Origin of the sequence: Vibrio pelagius, from assembly GCF_024347575.1 — a bacterium.
In the GTDB taxonomy this organism is placed as follows: Bacteria; Pseudomonadota; Gammaproteobacteria; order Enterobacterales; family Vibrionaceae; genus Vibrio; species Vibrio pelagius.
Window position 1 is genome coordinate 1,688,802 of the sequence record NZ_AP025503.1, and the last position, 17,109, is coordinate 1,705,910.

At 46.1% G+C, this 17,109-nt stretch carries 14 protein-coding genes; 4 read left to right on the forward strand and 10 right to left on the reverse strand.

The window, feature by feature from the left end; genetic code table 11:
• The first annotated feature begins 1 nt into the window (after position 1).
• The 3 genes from vsple_RS07220 to vsple_RS07230 all read left to right on the forward strand — a co-directional run bounded on the left by vsple_RS07220 (position 2) and on the right by vsple_RS07230 (position 3,280).
• Positions 2 to 619 carry an OmpA family protein gene (locus vsple_RS07220; protein WP_261881563.1) on the forward strand — a complete coding sequence of 206 codons (618 nt, stop codon included), beginning with the start codon at positions 2 to 4 and terminating at the stop codon, positions 617 to 619.
• Positions 620 to 736: 117 nt separating this feature from the next.
• Complete coding sequence (locus vsple_RS07225; RefSeq protein WP_032549144.1) at positions 737 to 1,087, forward strand: DUF2750 domain-containing protein; 351 nt, start codon at positions 737 to 739, stop codon at positions 1,085 to 1,087.
• A gap of 351 nt (positions 1,088 to 1,438) precedes the next feature.
• Positions 1,439 to 3,280, forward strand: coding sequence for a tetratricopeptide repeat-containing diguanylate cyclase (locus vsple_RS07230; RefSeq protein WP_338116297.1), 1,842 nt, complete (start codon positions 1,439 to 1,441; stop codon positions 3,278 to 3,280).
• Here the strand turns inward: vsple_RS07230 and queC are convergent.
• Positions 3,240 to 3,935: a 7-cyano-7-deazaguanine synthase QueC gene (gene queC / locus vsple_RS07235; protein WP_261881564.1), complete on the reverse strand. Its 696-nt coding sequence runs from the start codon at positions 3,933 to 3,935 to the stop codon at positions 3,240 to 3,242. The two genes, vsple_RS07230 and queC, sit on opposite strands and share 41 nt — an antisense overlap.
• A 29-nt stretch (positions 3,936 to 3,964) precedes the next feature.
• On the reverse strand, positions 3,965 to 4,633 hold the full coding sequence (gene queE, locus vsple_RS07240) for a 7-carboxy-7-deazaguanine synthase QueE (RefSeq protein WP_338116298.1): 669 nt from the start codon (positions 4,631 to 4,633) through the stop codon (positions 3,965 to 3,967).
• 189 nt (positions 4,634 to 4,822) lie between these two features.
• Here queE and vsple_RS07245 point away from each other — a divergent pair, with 189 nt between their 5' ends.
• The gene (locus vsple_RS07245) at positions 4,823 to 5,632 is read left to right on the forward strand and encodes a Cof-type HAD-IIB family hydrolase (protein WP_261881566.1); all 810 of its coding nucleotides are present in this window, start codon (positions 4,823 to 4,825) and stop codon (positions 5,630 to 5,632) included.
• An 80-nt stretch (positions 5,633 to 5,712) separates the two neighbouring features.
• Here the strand turns inward: vsple_RS07245 and vsple_RS07250 are convergent, their stop codons facing one another.
• From vsple_RS07250 to vsple_RS07285, 8 genes are all read right to left on the reverse strand, one after another.
• A complete protein-coding gene (locus tag vsple_RS07250; protein ID WP_420833802.1) occupies positions 5,713 to 7,104 on the reverse strand; it encodes an NUDIX domain-containing protein in 1,392 nt (463 codons plus the stop codon).
• Positions 7,105 to 7,201: 97 nt separating this feature from the next.
• On the reverse strand, positions 7,202 to 7,681 hold the full coding sequence (locus vsple_RS07255) for a GNAT family N-acetyltransferase (RefSeq protein WP_261881568.1): 480 nt from the start codon (positions 7,679 to 7,681) through the stop codon (positions 7,202 to 7,204).
• 212 nt (positions 7,682 to 7,893) lie between these two features.
• On the reverse strand, positions 7,894 to 9,783 hold the full coding sequence (locus vsple_RS07260) for a propionyl-CoA synthetase (RefSeq protein WP_261883143.1): 1,890 nt from the start codon (positions 9,781 to 9,783) through the stop codon (positions 7,894 to 7,896).
• A gap of 211 nt (positions 9,784 to 9,994) precedes the next feature.
• Entirely contained in the window at positions 9,995 to 11,167 is a 1,173-nt protein-coding gene (prpF, locus tag vsple_RS07265; RefSeq protein WP_261881569.1) for a 2-methylaconitate cis-trans isomerase PrpF, read from the reverse strand.
• Positions 11,168 to 11,176: 9 nt separating this feature from the next.
• Positions 11,177 to 13,792, reverse strand: a complete 2,616-nt coding sequence (gene acnD, locus vsple_RS07270) for a Fe/S-dependent 2-methylisocitrate dehydratase AcnD (protein ID WP_261881570.1) — start codon at positions 13,790 to 13,792, stop codon at positions 11,177 to 11,179.
• A gap of 115 nt (positions 13,793 to 13,907) precedes the next feature.
• Positions 13,908 to 15,080, reverse strand: a complete 1,173-nt coding sequence (prpC, locus tag vsple_RS07275) for a bifunctional 2-methylcitrate synthase/citrate synthase (protein WP_261881571.1) — start codon at positions 15,078 to 15,080, stop codon at positions 13,908 to 13,910.
• Positions 15,081 to 15,271: 191 nt separating this feature from the next.
• Complete coding sequence (prpB, locus tag vsple_RS07280) at positions 15,272 to 16,174, reverse strand: methylisocitrate lyase (protein WP_261881572.1); 903 nt, start codon at positions 16,172 to 16,174, stop codon at positions 15,272 to 15,274.
• Between the two features lie 102 nt (positions 16,175 to 16,276).
• Entirely contained in the window at positions 16,277 to 16,999 is a 723-nt protein-coding gene (locus vsple_RS07285) for a GntR family transcriptional regulator (protein ID WP_261881573.1), read from the reverse strand.
• Positions 17,000 to 17,109: the final 110 nt, after the last annotated feature.

Sequence of the window (17,109 nt, forward strand, 5' to 3'; positions counted from 1 at the left end):
AATGAAAAAAATTAGCATCTTATCTACTTTGATCATGGTGACGTCATCATCAGCCATAGCTCAGCAGTTCCACGATGAATATGCCTACTTACCGACACCAAAACCAGTGCAAATCTATGACTTGCAAGACGATGACAACGACGGTGTCATTAATGCTCGTGACCTCTGCCCGGGGACGCCTGTTGGTGCTGAAATAGATAATGATGGTTGCGGATCATATTTTGAATCTTCTGAGCAGAAGCAGCTTCATATTTTGTTTGCGAATAACTCAACGGAAATCAACCCTGCCTTCTTGAGTCAGATCCGTCAAATGGCTGCTTTTTTAAAACGCTATGAAACCACGACTATTCAACTGCAAGGTTATGCCAGCAAAACGGGTAACGCACAGCATAATTTAATACTTTCGAAAGAGCGGGCAGCGAATGTGCGTCGCGCTCTGATCAGCAACGGTATTGCGCCATCACGAATCAATATTATTGGCTACGGTGATTCGGCTTCAGGAGGAGTCAATCAAGACAACATTAGTCATGCACTCAATCGTAAAGTAGTGGCATCTGTGGCTGGGTTTAAGGGACACATCAAAGAAGAATGGCATATCTTTACTAAAATACCCAAGTAGCTGAAAACTTAATGGTCGCAAATAACCAGTAAAGGTATAGGTTACCCCACTTCAGCCATGTACCTAAGGCTGTGTTAGTGGTAACCTTGCTCCGTTATCAATATAGAGAACTATTTCATGAGCAAACTAACAGCTGATACTCAAGCAAACCTTGATCTATTCGTTTCTGAATCAAAAGAAACCAAACTTGTATGGGGCCTTCGTAACGAAGAAGGTTGGCTAGCATGTGACTCTACTGAATTTGAAAATAGCGAAGTTATGCCTTTCTGGTCTTCGAAGGAAGATGCTCAAACGCACAACGTTGAAGAGTGGGCTGATTTCGAAGTACTTGAAATCCCTCTTGATATCTTCGTTGAAGATTGGCTACTAACACTTGCTGAAGATGGCGTATTAGTGGGCGTTAACTGGAACGCTTCTTTAGAAGGCAAAGAGCTTGAGCCTTCAGACCTAGCTAAGCTATACATCTAAATCATAAGAAATGGTCGCTCAACAGCGGCCATTTTTTTATCTGTTGTTTAACATTCGATGCTATCCCCGGCAAAGACAGAGATTTCACTCACACATTTCTGAACACTTTCCACTGATAATTTGAACCAAGATCAAACTAAATTTAGAATGGCGTTCTTTATCTGGTTCAGACGTTCATTTGTGATTCGCCTAATTTATTTATTCTTATTTATCTTCATAAGCTTACCTGTCAAATCTGAGATTGATAGGACGGAGGCTGATGTTAAAATTCACCTGGGCGAAACCCCTAATTCAGACTGGAATACTCTTTATCTATCAACACTCAACACAGATTCAGTTAGAGCACTCAACATGCTCAAATCTCGATACACCAGCGCTGAATCTAACGGTGAAAAGCTTTATATCGCTGCCCTCCTCTATCACTATATGAAACGCCATGATCAACCCTTTTATGGAGGAAGCTCAGGCAATGAAAATTACCAAGCGTTAGAAGTCAAGTTCATTGAGTCGTTGTCCTTAGATAGTCAGGGGCAATATCAAGCAGCCCAACAAGGATTAATGCAGCTGCTCAAACAGATGAAAGCTCAAAATGACCAAACTGGTAAATTGTTATTGAAATATCACCTTTGCCGTTCTTTCAATGAACAGTCTCGCTATCATCAAGCCAATTACTACTGTTCGATACTTGAGGCAGACATCAACGATATTGCAGACCCTGTAGTGCCCAAATCTATCGCTTACCGCGTTATCGCCAATAATCAGTACTTCAGAAGCGATTACCAAGCAGCGCTGAATACCTATATGACTTTGATTGAGTTATTTCCTCAAGGGCAAGACATATCTGGGATCTATAACGATTTAGGTAACCTTTTCAAAGAGATGAAACAGTTTGATAAGTCAGAACAATACTTGAAAGCAGCCCTCAACTTACGCCTCAATGCTTCTGATCTTATGAAAGCACAGGTTCGCCACAGTCTCGCTAAACTCTATATGGCTCAGTCTAGCTACGACCTAGCTATCTCACAGTTCCTTCAAGCTAAGACATTGCTCTATTCTTCTGGTCACAACTACGGCACGGCCATGACGACACTAGGTTTAGGAAAAGCATATACCGCAACCCAACAATACCCTTTAGCACGAGCATACCTCACTGAGTCTTTGAGCCTTGCTACCGAACTCAATAATGACGTGATGCGGATCCAAGCCTACCTCGCCATTAGTGAAATGTTCGAAAAGCAGGAGCTATTGAGTGAAGCATTTGATTACGCCGAGCGCGCTTTGATACTTGCGAGACAAGTTGAACGAGAGAGCTATATAGCTGACGTGTATATGCAGTTATCGAAGCTTTACCGGACTCAAGAAGATTACCAACAAGCACTCTTCTACTATGAGCAATATGCGCAATCTCAAATCGCGACTCGCAATACAGATAACCGCTTAGCACTAGAGGCATTGAGCTTAGCGCACAATCAATATGAACAAGAGCTAGAGAGCTCTCAGCTACGTAATCAACATGACCTTAACCAACTTCAAATAGAGAAAATGCAACAGCAAAAGCTGATGTATAACGCCATCGTTCTATTACTGGTTGTCACAGCTAGCCTCACTTTTTACTCGAATAAGAAAATACGCCGTAAAGCTTCCATTGATTCAATGACAAAGGCGTACAGTCGTGCGGAAATCATTAAACGAGTGAAAGAGACCAAAGCGTCTTCAAAAGCGAATAAACAACACGTACTTGTTCTATTAGATCTAGACAGGTTCAAGACGATTAATGATCAATTTGGCCACCCTACCGGCGATCGCGCATTGGTTCATGTTAGCCATCAGATCGTTAAGCATCTAAACAAAGGAGAGTTATTGGGGCGTCTTGGCGGAGAAGAGTTTCTCATTCTGCTAAAAGATACCAATATCGAAGATGTGCGTGAACGCGTTGAAGAGATCCACTACGCTATTTCCACTAGTGAATTTCTATCAGAATCAAAAAAGCCACTCACGATTACTGCAAGTTTCGCCTATTTGGCGACGCAGAAATCACTGAGTGACTTTGATATTCTTTATTCAGTGCTTGACCAAGCACTCTACCAAGCAAAAGCGAATGGAAGAAACTGCATCATTGATGCGTATAACGACCCCATCGCTGCTAATAGCTTTAGCGATTCACCGATTGCTTACGAACCAATTCAGCCATGATTTGCTCGCGATTGTCTAGATAGTCGTTGAGCCCTACTTTACGTAGCTCACATGCTGGACAATCACCACAACCATCGCCAATCACACCGTTGTAGCAAGTCAGAGTTTTACTACGAACCAGCTCAAGCGCCGAGTACTGGTCTGCAAGCGCCCAAGTTTCCGCTTTGTTCAGCCACATAAGCGGAGTCTTGATATCCAGCTCTCTGTCCATACCTTGTACAAGCGCAGAGTTCATTGCCTTTACAAAATCATTACGGCAATCAGGGTAGCCAGAAAAGTCTGTTTCACAAACACCTGTGATCACCACTTGAGCACCGATTTGGTACGCATAGATACCTGCCAACGTTAGAAACAGGATATTACGGCCTGGTACGAATGAATTTGGCAAGCCATTCTCTTGCAGTTCATGAGATACAGGGATGTCGTCACGCGTCAGTGAGCTAATCGCAAGTTCGTTCAATAACGTTACGTCCATAACCTTGTGTGCTTTTACTCCTAGCTCTTTTGCTAATTTCTGCGCAACTTCGATTTCTAATCGATGACGCTGGCCATAATCAAAAGTAATCGCATGAACTTCATCATATTCTTTAAGAGCTTGAACCAAACACGTGGTCGAATCTTGTCCACCACTGAATACAACAACTGCTTTTTTCATTTTTATTCCTTTTCAACAATGCTGCTAAGTTACGCAATGCTCAAATATTTGTGCGTTTGAATAGATAGGCGCCAATTTCGCTCGATACACGTGTCAATACATAGCTGTGTCGCACGATCTTTTTGGCTAATCGGCTGCAGTGCAATAACCGTGTCTGAAGAGACCTTTGCACGCTCTAATAGGTGATCAAGTTGGTCGACATCTTTAGACGTACCCACTGGGTGCTTAATTTCATCAGCACGCTGGAGAGCACTGTCTAAGATTTCTAGCTTCGCTTTCATCGCCACTTTAGGTGACACCGTCACCCAAGTGTTCGCCGTCGCTTTCACTTCTGATGTTCCACTGGTCTCAATTTGGCAGCGGCACCCCATCTTTTCAAAGGCTTCAGTTAAAGGTACAAGATCGTAAATACAAGGTTCACCACCGGTAATCACAATATGTTTAGCATTGAAGCCTTGTTTAACATATTGGTCAACTATGCCTTGAGCATCAACTGAGGACCAAGTTGGCGAGTCTTCTGTTTTCACCACAATATCGCCAAGGGATGTTTCATCTTCAGCCAATGCTTCCCATGTCTGTTTCGTGTCGCACCAAGAGCAACCGACCGGACAGATTTGCAGGCGCACGAACACCGCTGGAACACCAGTAAAGACACCTTCACCCTGGATGGTTTCAAACATTTCATTAATCTTGTACAACTTTCCCTCAGCTCGCATCATTTCGTAAAACAAATTAGGCGGAGACGATAAAGCACTTAAAGGCTTGGGTCAAACAAATGAGTATTACAAAATCCGTTGATCAAAGCCCTAGCTTGCAGTTTCCACTTGGCTTATCCTTGCCAACATTCATTTTTGTTAGCTTTTTATTTTTAGTAAGTAAGGATCCACATGTACAAACTGATTGCTCTGGATATGGATGGCACACTATTAAACAGTGATAAAGTCATCTCTGCAGAGAACAAAGATGCGATTGCCCGAGCTCGTGCTGCAGGCGTTAAAGTTGTATTAGCATCGGGACGCCCACTTGAAGGGATGCAGAGCAAACTCGACGAGTTAAACATCAATGGCGAAGATGACTTCGTCCTTTTCTACAACGGCTCGATGGTACAAAACGTATCAACCAAAGAGGTGATTCATAGCGAAATCAGCCACGGTAAAGCGGCTAAGGAGATTGCTAAACTTGCTCATGAATTGGGTGGATATGTTCATGCATTCAGTAAGGTTCATGGTCTAATCACGCCAGAGAACAACGAATACACCGGCATTGAAGCGCGCATCAACGGCCTAGAAATTACTGAATTCGATTTTTCTCAACTAGAAGACGATCACGAGATCATCAAAACCATGATTGTCGCAGAGCCGGGCAAACTGACAGAAATCATTGGGAAATTACCTGAACAACTTAAATCTCAATTCACAATTGTTCAAAGTGCGCCATTCTTCCTTGAGTTTTTAAACCCTAAATCAAACAAAGGTGTCGGTATCGAAGCCATTGCGAACCATCTTGGCATTCACTCTGATGAGGTGATTTGTATGGGTGACGCTGAAAATGACCATCATATGCTGGAATACGCAGGCCTCGGTATTGCAATGGAAAACGCGATGGAAGAGACGAAACAAATTGCCAACTACATTACCGCAAGTAATGACGACCACGGTGTAGCGAAAGCTATTGATAAGTTTATCTTCGACAAGTAATCGCTAATTGGGCTCTCGCCCTTCCGGGTAAAAACACAAAAGGCTGTCTTCACAGCCTTTTTTATTACGCGATATCGATTCTAAACTCTTTTCCAAGGTAAGCGGAAAGCAACTACACCAAGCAGAATCAACAGCGGAAAACGAAGTGTTTCGACAATCAAGGAACCAATACCGCTAAACGAAACAAAGCTTCCTACCCAGCTAATTACTCCATTGGTTGCTAAAAGCAGCACGATCACGCCCAGTACAATGTTAAATGAGAACTGACCTACTAGGGGATTAGCGTGAGTCAAAGTCACCAAGCAGGCAATAGTCATTAGAATCGCGACCCAAAATGTGAACGTTGGAAGTGGCCATATGACGGTTAAAACAATAGAAATAATCGCAAGTCCCCACCAAACCGACTTGGAACTCAATAACTCACTAATGTTTACATCTGGCTTTGTATCTAATCGAACAATGTGCCAAGTCGCTAGGCCACCTAACACCGCCCCCATTAAGACATCACTGAAGAACGCACTTCCTGAATATGCTTTAAATAGTATAATCCACAACAAACCAATACCGATCCAAGACCACGCTTTTTGATCGTCGAGTTTGTTCAGCTTCCAAACGACCAGACTGGTGAGGCTTACCCAGATAGCCGCTAACATGCTTGGAAAACTATAACCGCTGCTATCCACCAGCTTAAGCGTTGGGAGGTATGCGTGTGGACGAGGCAAACCAAAGCCCTGATGAGCAATCAAAGTCAGTAGAGTCACGGAGATAAGCGTAAAACCAAACTTGAGCGCAAAATTGCGGCCAAAATGCCAAGCTATCAAAGGCAAAACAACAATAAAAATCCAAGGTTGCGCAAGAAGATCGGTCACTAGAATAGTATGACGAATAGTACTTGGCAGTGAGTTTATGGCAGTTTGAAGCATTGCGATGACACCAAGCTCCCCTTGATGGATTTGAGGCGCTGCGGCGACTAACTCAGAGACATAAGTAGCGGGTTGATCCGACGCGCGACCAAACATCTCGACAATGGTGTTCCACTGCTCTGGGTAGCGGTATTCTTTGGCATCTAGCGCTTCAGGAGTTAGAAGCATAGCGCGGCTTACCTCTACACCATAGTGCGGAGCAAACCAGATTGGCAGCTCAAACCCACCGATCTCGTTTTTCGTGTCGTAGCTGATGATTTCCGAATCAGAAACACAATCAAACACCACTGCACCATCGGTATACCCCAGAACATCACCAACGGTAACGGCTAGGCCAGCCTCTTCCCATGTCTCCCTTTGAGCGGCGACATAAGCAGGCTCGCCAGGCACTATAGTGCCACCTGGTAAAGACAATTGACCTGTAATGATCTCATCGACCAAAACAATTTGGTCATCAGCTCGAACTAAACAGAGCGCCCCCGCTAGGTTATCGGGCAGTTGTTCTTGAGCCGATACATTTGAGATGCCTAAAATAGAAACCAATATTATGAGGAAGAAACGATGTAACAACGAAAGTACCTACAAACAAATAAGAAAATATGAACGAAAACAACGCAGTGTAATGGAGTCACTCACCACGCGCAGCCTAGCTTTTCACCAAAGACTTTCTCCACCATTGAATGTGCGGTATGAACCCCATTTTTTGATAGAACTGCTTGGCATTGTCATTAAAGTCCCATACTTCAACGAACACCTGCTTCACTCCATAATCATCAAATGTTTTCTCTAATTTACTGAATAACTTCTTGGCAATCGCTTGATTTCGGTAATCGGGCAAAACAAACAATTCATCAATACTGCCCATTTGAACCGGTTTACTCACTGTGGACACCAATTCACAAAAATGTCCGGTGACAAAACCCACTATCAGCTGTCCTTTCAAAGCCACATAAACCAAGCATTGAGGATCATCAAGGTATCGAGCGATACTCTTTTCCTGTTCAATCTCCTCAGCAGTTTTAAAGTGCTCCGGGCTAGCGAGATGGTGATAATGATGTAGATCGAACATCATCTCGTTCAGCTGCTCAAGGTCTGAGCTTTGTGCAGCTCTCAATGTTAGGCTCATAGCGTAGAGTCTTCTTTTATTTCACAAAATAACACTATAGCTTAGTTTACTTACCCATAGCGACGATACAAGCACAGATACTTGTAACAGCCTGTTTAGCCGCTACGATTATTCCAATTGAATAAAGAAGAAAGCCGCTTAGTAGTCATCACTAAGCGGCTTATTAAACGTCTTTATTTTATTAACTGTACTAATTGTATTAACAATACTAGCTAAACCTCTTTAGATAGACGACTTTCGATTTCTTTTAGGCTAGACGGGTCATCAATCGTTGAAGGAACAACGTACTGCTCTCCGTCCGCGATTTGCCGTATCGTCTTACGGAGAATTTTTCCAGAACGAGTTTTAGGCAGACGATCAACCACCAGCGCTTGTTTAAAACAGGCAACCGCCCCAATTTCATTACGAACCTTGCCTACCAATTCACCTTGAAGCTCAACGTCATCGACTTTTACGCCATCTTTGAGCACCACTAATCCAAGCGGAAGCTGCCCTTTTAAGTCATCGTGAATTCCCACAACCGCACATTCAGCAATAGCAGGGTGGCCACCAACTATCTCTTCCATTTCACCGGTCGACAATCTATGGCCGGCAACGTTAATCACATCGTCGATACGTCCCATAATGAATAGATAGCCCTCTTCATCTAGATATCCACCATCACCCGATACGTAGTAACCGGGGAACTGACTCAAGTAGCCAGATTCGAAACGATCGTGATTGCGCCACACGGTAGGGAGACAACCCGGAGGCAGAGGCCGCTTAATCGCAACGAAGCCTTGCTGATTTGGCTGAGCCGTTTCTCCCAACTCATCCAAGATCTCGACTTGATAGCCCGGAACAGGTTTAGTGGCTGAACCAGCTTTCACCGGCATCAGTTCTAAGCCGGTTGGGTTACCCGCTATCGCCCAACCTGTCTCGGTCTGCCACCAATGATCGACAACCGGTTTAGCTGTTTTACTTTCAACCCACTCTAGGGTTGGTGGGTCCAAACGCTCACCCGCCATAAAGATAGTGTCGAGCTTTGATAGATCATACTGCTTGAGACATTCGCCCTCTGGGTCTTCTTTCTTAATAGCGCGGAACGCTGTAGGAGCTGAGAATAAAACGTTCACAGAGTACTCTTCACAAACTCGCCAAAATGCACCCGGATCGGGAGTTCGAACTGGCTTACCTTCAAACAGAATGGTCGTACAACCGTGAATTAAAGGGGCATAGACAATGTAAGAGTGACCAACAACCCATCCAACGTCAGAGGCAGCCCAGAAAACACCATCTTGAGGCATGTTGTAGATGGTACTCATCGAATACTTCATCGCGACCGCATGACCGCCATTGTCGCGCACAACCCCTTTAGGCTTACCTGTGGTGCCTGAGGTATACAAGATATAAAGAGGATCGGTCGCAAGCACAGGCACACAACCGTGAGGCAGTGCGTTCTCCATCTCCTGCTGCCAATCCAAATCTCGCTCATTTTGTAGCTCAGCTTCACATTCAGGACGTTGAAACACCAGTACGTTTTGTGGCTTCCAGCGGCTATCCATGATCGCTCTATCAACTAAAGGCTTGTAAGGGATAACTTTGTTGATTTCGATACCACATGACGCTGTGATCAGCACCTTGGGCTCAGCGTCTTCAATGCGTACCGCAAGCTCATGAGGGGCAAAACCTCCAAATACCACTGAGTGAATCGCACCAAGTCTCGCACAGGCAAGCATCGCCATCACCGCTTCGGGAATCATCGGCATATAGATAACTACTCGGTCACCCTTCTTGACTCCTTGAGCCGCTAGCAAACCAGCGACTTTCGCTACTTGATCGCGTAACTCCACATAGCTGTAGTGCTTCTTAACGCCGGTTACGGGAGAGTCATAGACAAGCGCAGTGGTATCGCCTCGTCCCTGATCACAATGATAATCAAGTGCGAGCCAACAAGTATTCATCACGCCATCCGAAAACCAGCGCTCAATACCATTATCATCTTTCTCTAAAATTCGGGTAGGTTCTTCAAACCAATCAATACATTGGGCTTGGCTTTGCCAGTATTGCTCAGGGTTACGCGTCGCAAAATCATAGGCAGCTTGGTAAGCACCTATTTGCATGGTAGCTTCGTTTGAAGTTTCAGTTGATTGCTCTTTTTGCTCTAGTGTAGAAGACATAACGCCTCCTCCTTGAATTCGTCAGAAAACGATCAGCCGTATACTCGGCCTGTTGATCTTTTGTCTTTACGTTTTATTTCCCGTATTGAACAGCTTATTCAGGGCTTCGCACAACCAATGTCGTAATAGACAGACCATGCCATGACCCAAGCATTTACAATGGGCAAGGTACGCGCACCAACCCTTCCATTAGGATCCGAGCGCTTCTGCTCATCATGGCTTTCTCTACCGCCCAACCTTGAGGGGTTAACGAAGCACCGGCTCCCACTTTCAACGTTCCAGAAGGGTGTCCAAAGGTCGTAAAATCTCGTTCGCCACCACCCGCTGCGCGATTAACCAGTGTTCCGGATATGGCGGCGGCCGACGCGATGGCAACGGCTGCTGTTCCCATCATGGCGTGGTGCAGTTTGCCCATGGACAGCGCTCGAACCAAGACGTCAATCTCAGCCTCTTCGACCATCTTCCCACTAGATGCTTTATACGGTTTCGGTGGCGATACAAACGCTACCTTCGGCGTGTGCTGACGCATTTGCGCCTCACTAATATCGTCAATCAACCCCATAGCAACAGCGCCGTGTGCTCGAATCGACTCAAACAGCGCTAAGGCTTTCTCGTCAGAGTTGATGTCTTCTTGCAGTTCGGTTCCTTGATATCCAAGAACGGAGGCATCAACAAAGATGGTTGGTATCCCTGCGTTAACCAAACTCACCTCAATACAACCCAATTCAGGAACATCGAGTAGATCAACCGCTTGTCCGGTTGGAAGCACACTCCCCACCTCACCTGCGGGTTCCATAAAGTCGACCTGAATTTCAGCCGCAGGAAAAGTCACGCCATCCAACTCAAAATCACCGACCTCTTGAACTTGACCATTAATCATCGGTACATGGACAATAATCGTCTTCTCGATATTGGCTTGCCAAACCCGAACTTTAACTACACCATTCATTGGGACTCGTTCTGGATCAACTAAACCCGCATGAATGGCATAAGGCCCGATAGCCGCTGATAAGTTGCCACAGTTACCGCTCCAATCGACAAACGGTTTATCAATCGCTACCTGACCAAATAGATAATCGACATCGTGCCCAGGTTGCTCACTCTTAGATGCAATCACCACTTTACTGGTACTGGATGTCGCTCCTCCCATACCGTCTGTCTGTTTGCCGTAAGGGTCTGGACTACCAATCACGCGCATCAGCAACTTGTCTCGATACTCGCCGGGCGTTTGCGCTCGCTCTGGCAGGTCGACGAGATTGAAGAAAACACCTTTACTAGTGCCACCTCGCATGTAGGTGGCCGCAATTTTCAATTGATGAATACTCATAATGCCTCCCTACTGCGCCAAAAAGTCTTTGGCAAAGCGTTGAAGTACGCCACCAGCTTGATAGACATGCACTTCGTCTTCGGTATCGAGACGACAAGTCACTGCCACATCCAATCGGCTACCATCCTGACGTGTAATAACCAGCGCGAGATCAGCGCCCGGTGTGATATCCCCATGGACATCAAACAGTTCTGTGCCATCTAGCTTGAGCGTATTGCGATTTTCCCCTGCTTTAAATTGCAGTGGCAGCACGCCCATGCCGACAAGGTTGGTACGGTGGATACGCTCGAAGCCTTCAGCAACAATCGCTTCTACACCTGCCAAGCGAACACCTTTGGCAGCCCAATCTCGAGATGAGCCTTGGCCGTAGTCTGCACCCGCGATCACGATCAGAGGTTGCTTTCTATCCATATAGGTTTCAATGGCTTCCCACATGCGTGTTACCTTGCCCTCAGGTTCGATACGAGCGAGGGAGCCCTGTACCACTTTGCCATTTTCTTGGACCATCTCATTAAAGAGCTTAGGGTTAGCAAAAGTGGCACGTTGCGCCGTTAAGTGGTCGCCTCGGTGAGTCGCATAAGAGTTAAAGTCCTCTTCTGGCACACCCATTTTGGCTAAGTACTCACCGGCCGCACTGCTCGCGAGAATCGCATTAGACGGAGAAAGGTGATCCGTGGTGATGTTGTCACCCAGAATTGCCAGCGGTCGCATTCCTTTCAACGAACGCTCGCCCGCCAATGCCCCTTCCCAATATGGAGGACGACGGATGTAGGTGCTCTTCGGACGCCAATCGTAGAGAGGCTCGCTGGCAGACTGCTCTTCATCCAACTTAAACATTTGAATGTAGATATCGTTAAACTGTTGTGGTTTTACGTGCTGCGCGACAACTGCATCAATCTCTTCATCACTTGGCCATAAGTCGCTCAAATAGATCGGATTGCCCGATGCGTCATTGCCGAGGCTGTGCTTCTCAATATCAAAGCGCATTGTCCCTGCAAGCGCATAAGCGACAACCAGTGGAGGGGAGGCCAAAAACGCTTGCTTGGCATAAGGGTGAATACGACCATCGAAGTTTCGGTTTCCAGATAACACCGCGGTGGTGTACAGATCTCTGTCTATGATTTCTTGTTGAATCTTAGGATCTAGCGCGCCACTCATGCCGTTACAGGTGGTACAGGCATAGCCGACAATACCGAAGCCCAGCGTTTCAAGCTCATCCAATAAGCCGGCTGATTCAAGGTAAAGCTTGGCCACTTTTGACCCCGGAGCAAACGAGGTTTTCACCCACGGTTTGCGGACAAGCCCCAATTGATTGGCTTTTTTAGCGACTAAGCCTGCTGCAACCACATTTCTTGGGTTACTGGTATTAGTACAAGACGTGATAGCAGCAATGATAACCGCACCATCTGGCATTTGACTGTCGTCGCTCTCAGTCAGCTCTTCATGGCTGATCCCTTGCTGCTGTAATTCAGAAGTTGGTAGTCGACGATGAGGGTTAGACGGGCCAGCAAGATTTCGCTCAACCTGCGACAAATCAAACTCAAGCACACGCTCATATTTCGCTGAAGTCATATCATCAGCCCAAAGCCCAACTTGCTTAGCATAACGCTCTACCAAATCGACCTGCTCTGGCTTACGCCCCGTTAGCTTGAGATACTGAATGGTCTGCTCATCGATGTAGAACATACCCGCAGTCGCGCCATATTCCGGTGTCATGTTAGAGATCGTCGCACGGTCACCAATCGACAAGGCTCTCGCCCCTTCCCCAAAAAACTCCAGGTAGCTAGAGACAACACGCTCTTTACGCAAGAACTCAGTAATCGCGAGCACGATATCTGTTGCAGTAATACCTTCTTGACGTTTCCCAGTGAGCTTAACACCCACGATATCAGGCAAACGCATCATTGATGGTCGTCCAAGCATCACAGTTTCAGCTTCTAGTCCGCCAACACCAATCGCGATAACGCCTAGTGCATCAACGTGAGGAGTATGGCTATCGGTACCGACACAAGTGTCTGGATATGCTAGGCCGTTTTTGTTTTGAATCACTGGCGACATCTTCTCAAGGTTGATCTGATGCATGATCCCGTTACCCGCAGGGATAACATTCACGTTCTTAAACGCCGTTTTACACCATTCAATAAAATGGAAGCGGTCTTCATTGCGACGCTCTTCAATGGCGCGGTTTTTATCAAAAGCGTCGTCTTCAAAGCCGGCGTGTTCAACAGCCAATGAGTGATCAACAATCAGTTGCGTCTCAACCACAGGGTTTACTTTGGCTGGTTCGCCGCCTTGATCCGCAATGGCATCTCTTAAACCTGCGAGATCAACCAATGCGGTTTGCCCAAGGATGTCGTGACAAACAACGCGAGCAGGATACCAAGGGAAATCACGCTCTCGTTTTCTTTCGATGATCTGTTCTAGGCTGGCTTGTAGCGAGTCGATATCACAACGTCTTAGAATCTGCTCAGCCAGCACTTTAGAGGTGTAAGGTAAGGTGTCGTAACTACCGGGAGCGAGTTGCTCAACCGCTTCACGTACGTCATAAAATTCAAGGTTAGTTCCCGGCAACACTTTTCGAAACTGATTTCGATACTGCTCACGGTCTTGGGTATATTCGGTCATAATCGCCCCTCCATATTGGGCGTAACTTCACTGTTTGATAAAGGTGGATGACGTCTAAATAGAGTCAGACGACATCCATTGCCGACAGAGCAATCCACTCTGTCTATCGTTACAGTTAACGCAAATGGATAGGCAACCACTCTTGGTGCTCAGGCCCCGTGTAGTCCGCACTTGGGCGAATGATACGGTTGTTGGCTCTCTGCTCGAACACGTGCGCAGCCCAACCAGTCAAACGGCTCATCACAAAGATCGGAGTGAACAGCTTAGTTGGGATATCCATGAAGTGATACGCCGAGGCATGGAAGAAGTCAGCGTTACAGAACAAGCCTTTCTCGCGCTTCATTACCGACTCAACACGCTCTGAAACTGCATACAGTTTAGTGTCACCCACTTCTTCAGAAAGCGCCTTAGACCATTGCTTAATCAGAGCGTTACGTGGATCGCTTTCACGGTAGATAGCGTGACCGAAGCCCATGATTTTGTCTTTGTTAGCAAGCATCTGCATGATATTGGATTCAGCTTCTTCTGGTGTCTGCCAATCTTGAATCATCTCCATCGCAGCTTCATTCGCACCACCATGCAGAGGGCCTCGCAGCGTACCAATCGCCGCAGTCACACATGAGTGAATATCGGACAGTGTCGAAGCACACACACGTGCCGCAAACGTTGAAGCATTAAACTCATGCTCAGCGTAAAGGATAAGTGAACAGTGCATCACCTGCTTATGTAGCTCAGATGGCGTTTCGTCGGTTAGCATTTTCAAGAAGTAGCCGCCGATACATGCTTCACTGTGATCCTCAGTATCTACTCTCACGCCGTCGTGACTAAAGCGATACCAGTAACAGATAATGGCAGGAAACAGCGCAAGCATTCGCTCAGTCGCATTAAGTTGCTGAGTAAAATCTGTCTCTTGCTCAATGTTGCCCAACATGGAACAACCCGTGCGCATCACATCCATTGGGTGCGCATCAGCAGGAATTAACTCAAGCGCTGCTTTTAATGAATCAGGTAAGCCACGTAAGCCAACAAGCTTAGTCTTGTAATCATCAAGCTCTTTCGCATTGGGTAGATGGCCTCTGAGCAGTAGGTACGCCACTTCCTCAAACTGGGCATTATTAGCAAGGTCGGTAATGTCGTAGCCGCGGTACGTCAAACCAGTACCTGATTTACCCACGGTACACAAAGCAGTCTCGCCTGCACTTTGGCCTCGAAGACCCGCGCCGCCGATAGGTGCTTTAGCAGATGCTTTCTCTTCGACACTTGCTTTGTTGCTCACTGTAGTGGTCATGATGAACTCCTTTTCTGTGTTAGCCGCCTGCACTCTCTGGTGCGTTTTTGATTCAGTCCCAAGCGCATATTTCATCCAAAATATAGAGTCACTTGGCTGTTGTAGGTCGAGCTAACCGTTTCACGTTATTGGATTAGGTATTCTTAATGTTTCTTTAAATTCGTTATTTTTGACTACGTTACTGAACCGCTCTATTCGCTCTCGTCACTCGCAAACAGCTGATCGAGCTTATTCTCGTAATCATGGTAATTGAGGTGCTGGTAAAGCTCTTTACGTGTCTGCATTGAATCAAGCAGCGCCTCTTGATTTCCTTCTGTTAACAGATGTTTGTAGACATTTTCCGCTGCTTTGTTCATCGCTCTAAAGGCGCTCAACGGGTAAAGAACCATGTCGACATGAGCCTCTGCCAGTTCTTTGCAGTTGTATAATGGTGTCTGACCAAACTCAGTAATATTGGCCAAAATAGGAATATGACGGCCTGTGGCAGATTGCAGCGCTGTTGAGAACTTCACGTATTGATCAAGCTGATTCATTGCTTCAGGGAAGATCATATCTGCGCCTGCTTCTACACATGCAATTGCACGTTCAATAGCACTATCGATGCCTTCAACGGCCAAAGCGTCTGTTCTCGCCATGATCACAAAGTCGATGTCTACCCTTGCATCTGCTGCCGCTTTTACTCGGTCGACCATCTCAGCTTGGCTTACAATGGCCTTATTTGGACGGTGACCGCATCGTTTCTGCGCCACTTGGTCTTCCATATGAATCGCCGCGGCTCCAGCTTTTTCCATCGCTTTGATAGTACGAGCAATATTGAATGCCCCACCAAAACCAGTATCAATGTCGACCAAAAGTGGCAAATCACACGCATTAGTAATGCGCTCTACATCCACCAGCACGTCGTTTAATGTGGTGATGCCTAAATCGGGTAGTCCATAAGACGCATTGGCAATACCACCACCTGACAAATAGATAGCCTGATGCCCTAGGTTTTTCGCCATCATGGCGCAATAAGGGTTAATGGTTCCGACGATCTGCAGCGGATGGTTATTTGCAACCGCTTCACGAAACTTAGCTCCTGGCGATAGATTCATGATTTCTCTCCCTGATGTATTCGATTTCTGTTGGTGTGACTGCGAACAGGTGCAGTCACCACGCTTTATGTGCTTTAAGTAAGAATTTCAGATTCACTCGATTTATTGAGCGTCCTGTTTAACTTGCAATCGCTGCTCAATAAGGCGGCGACTGCCTGATATATGTCTTCTCATCAACATTTCTGCTAACTCTTCATCTCGCTGACTGATTGCTTGCAGAATAAACTTGTGTTCGTTGAGAGCTTCGATTGGGCGTGATTGAGCTCGAGGAGATTGGTAGCGGTACATACGAAGCAAGTGATAAAGCTCATCGCACAAAAGCGCCTCTAACTTGCTATTACGACTCGCTTTGATGATTCGGTAATGGAAGTCAAAGTCACCGTGCTGATGGAAGTAAGAAGCGCCATCTACTTGGTCAATGTGCTTTGAGTGAGTCAGTAGCAACCCTTCTAAACTCATCAACTCTTCGGCTGTGATGTAACGAGCCGCCAATCTCGCCGCCATGCCTTCAAGTGCTTCTCGTACCGAATAGAGCTCGATCAGCTTCTCTTCGCAAAGGGTAATTACGCGAGCACCAACATGAGGAATACGCTCAATCAGCCCAAGCCCTTCGACTCTCATCATGGCTTCTCGTAGCGGGCCACGGCTCACTTCAAATCGTTTAGCCAGTTCTGGCTCAGAGATTTTTGCGCCCGGCTCAAGTTCACCACTAACAATGGCTTCAATCAGATACTCAGTCAGACTCGCTGACTTAGTATGCTCTTTGTCGCCCCCTTTTAACTTAGGGTCATCATTAAGCAAGGTATTTACTGCGGTTGTCGCCATCTTCTTTTCACCCTAATCCTACGTATTCATCTCTAATGATTGTTTTTAGAATCACAACAATTGTTAACAATCACTCGTCTTTGATAACAAAATAGCGTACCAACCTGTCA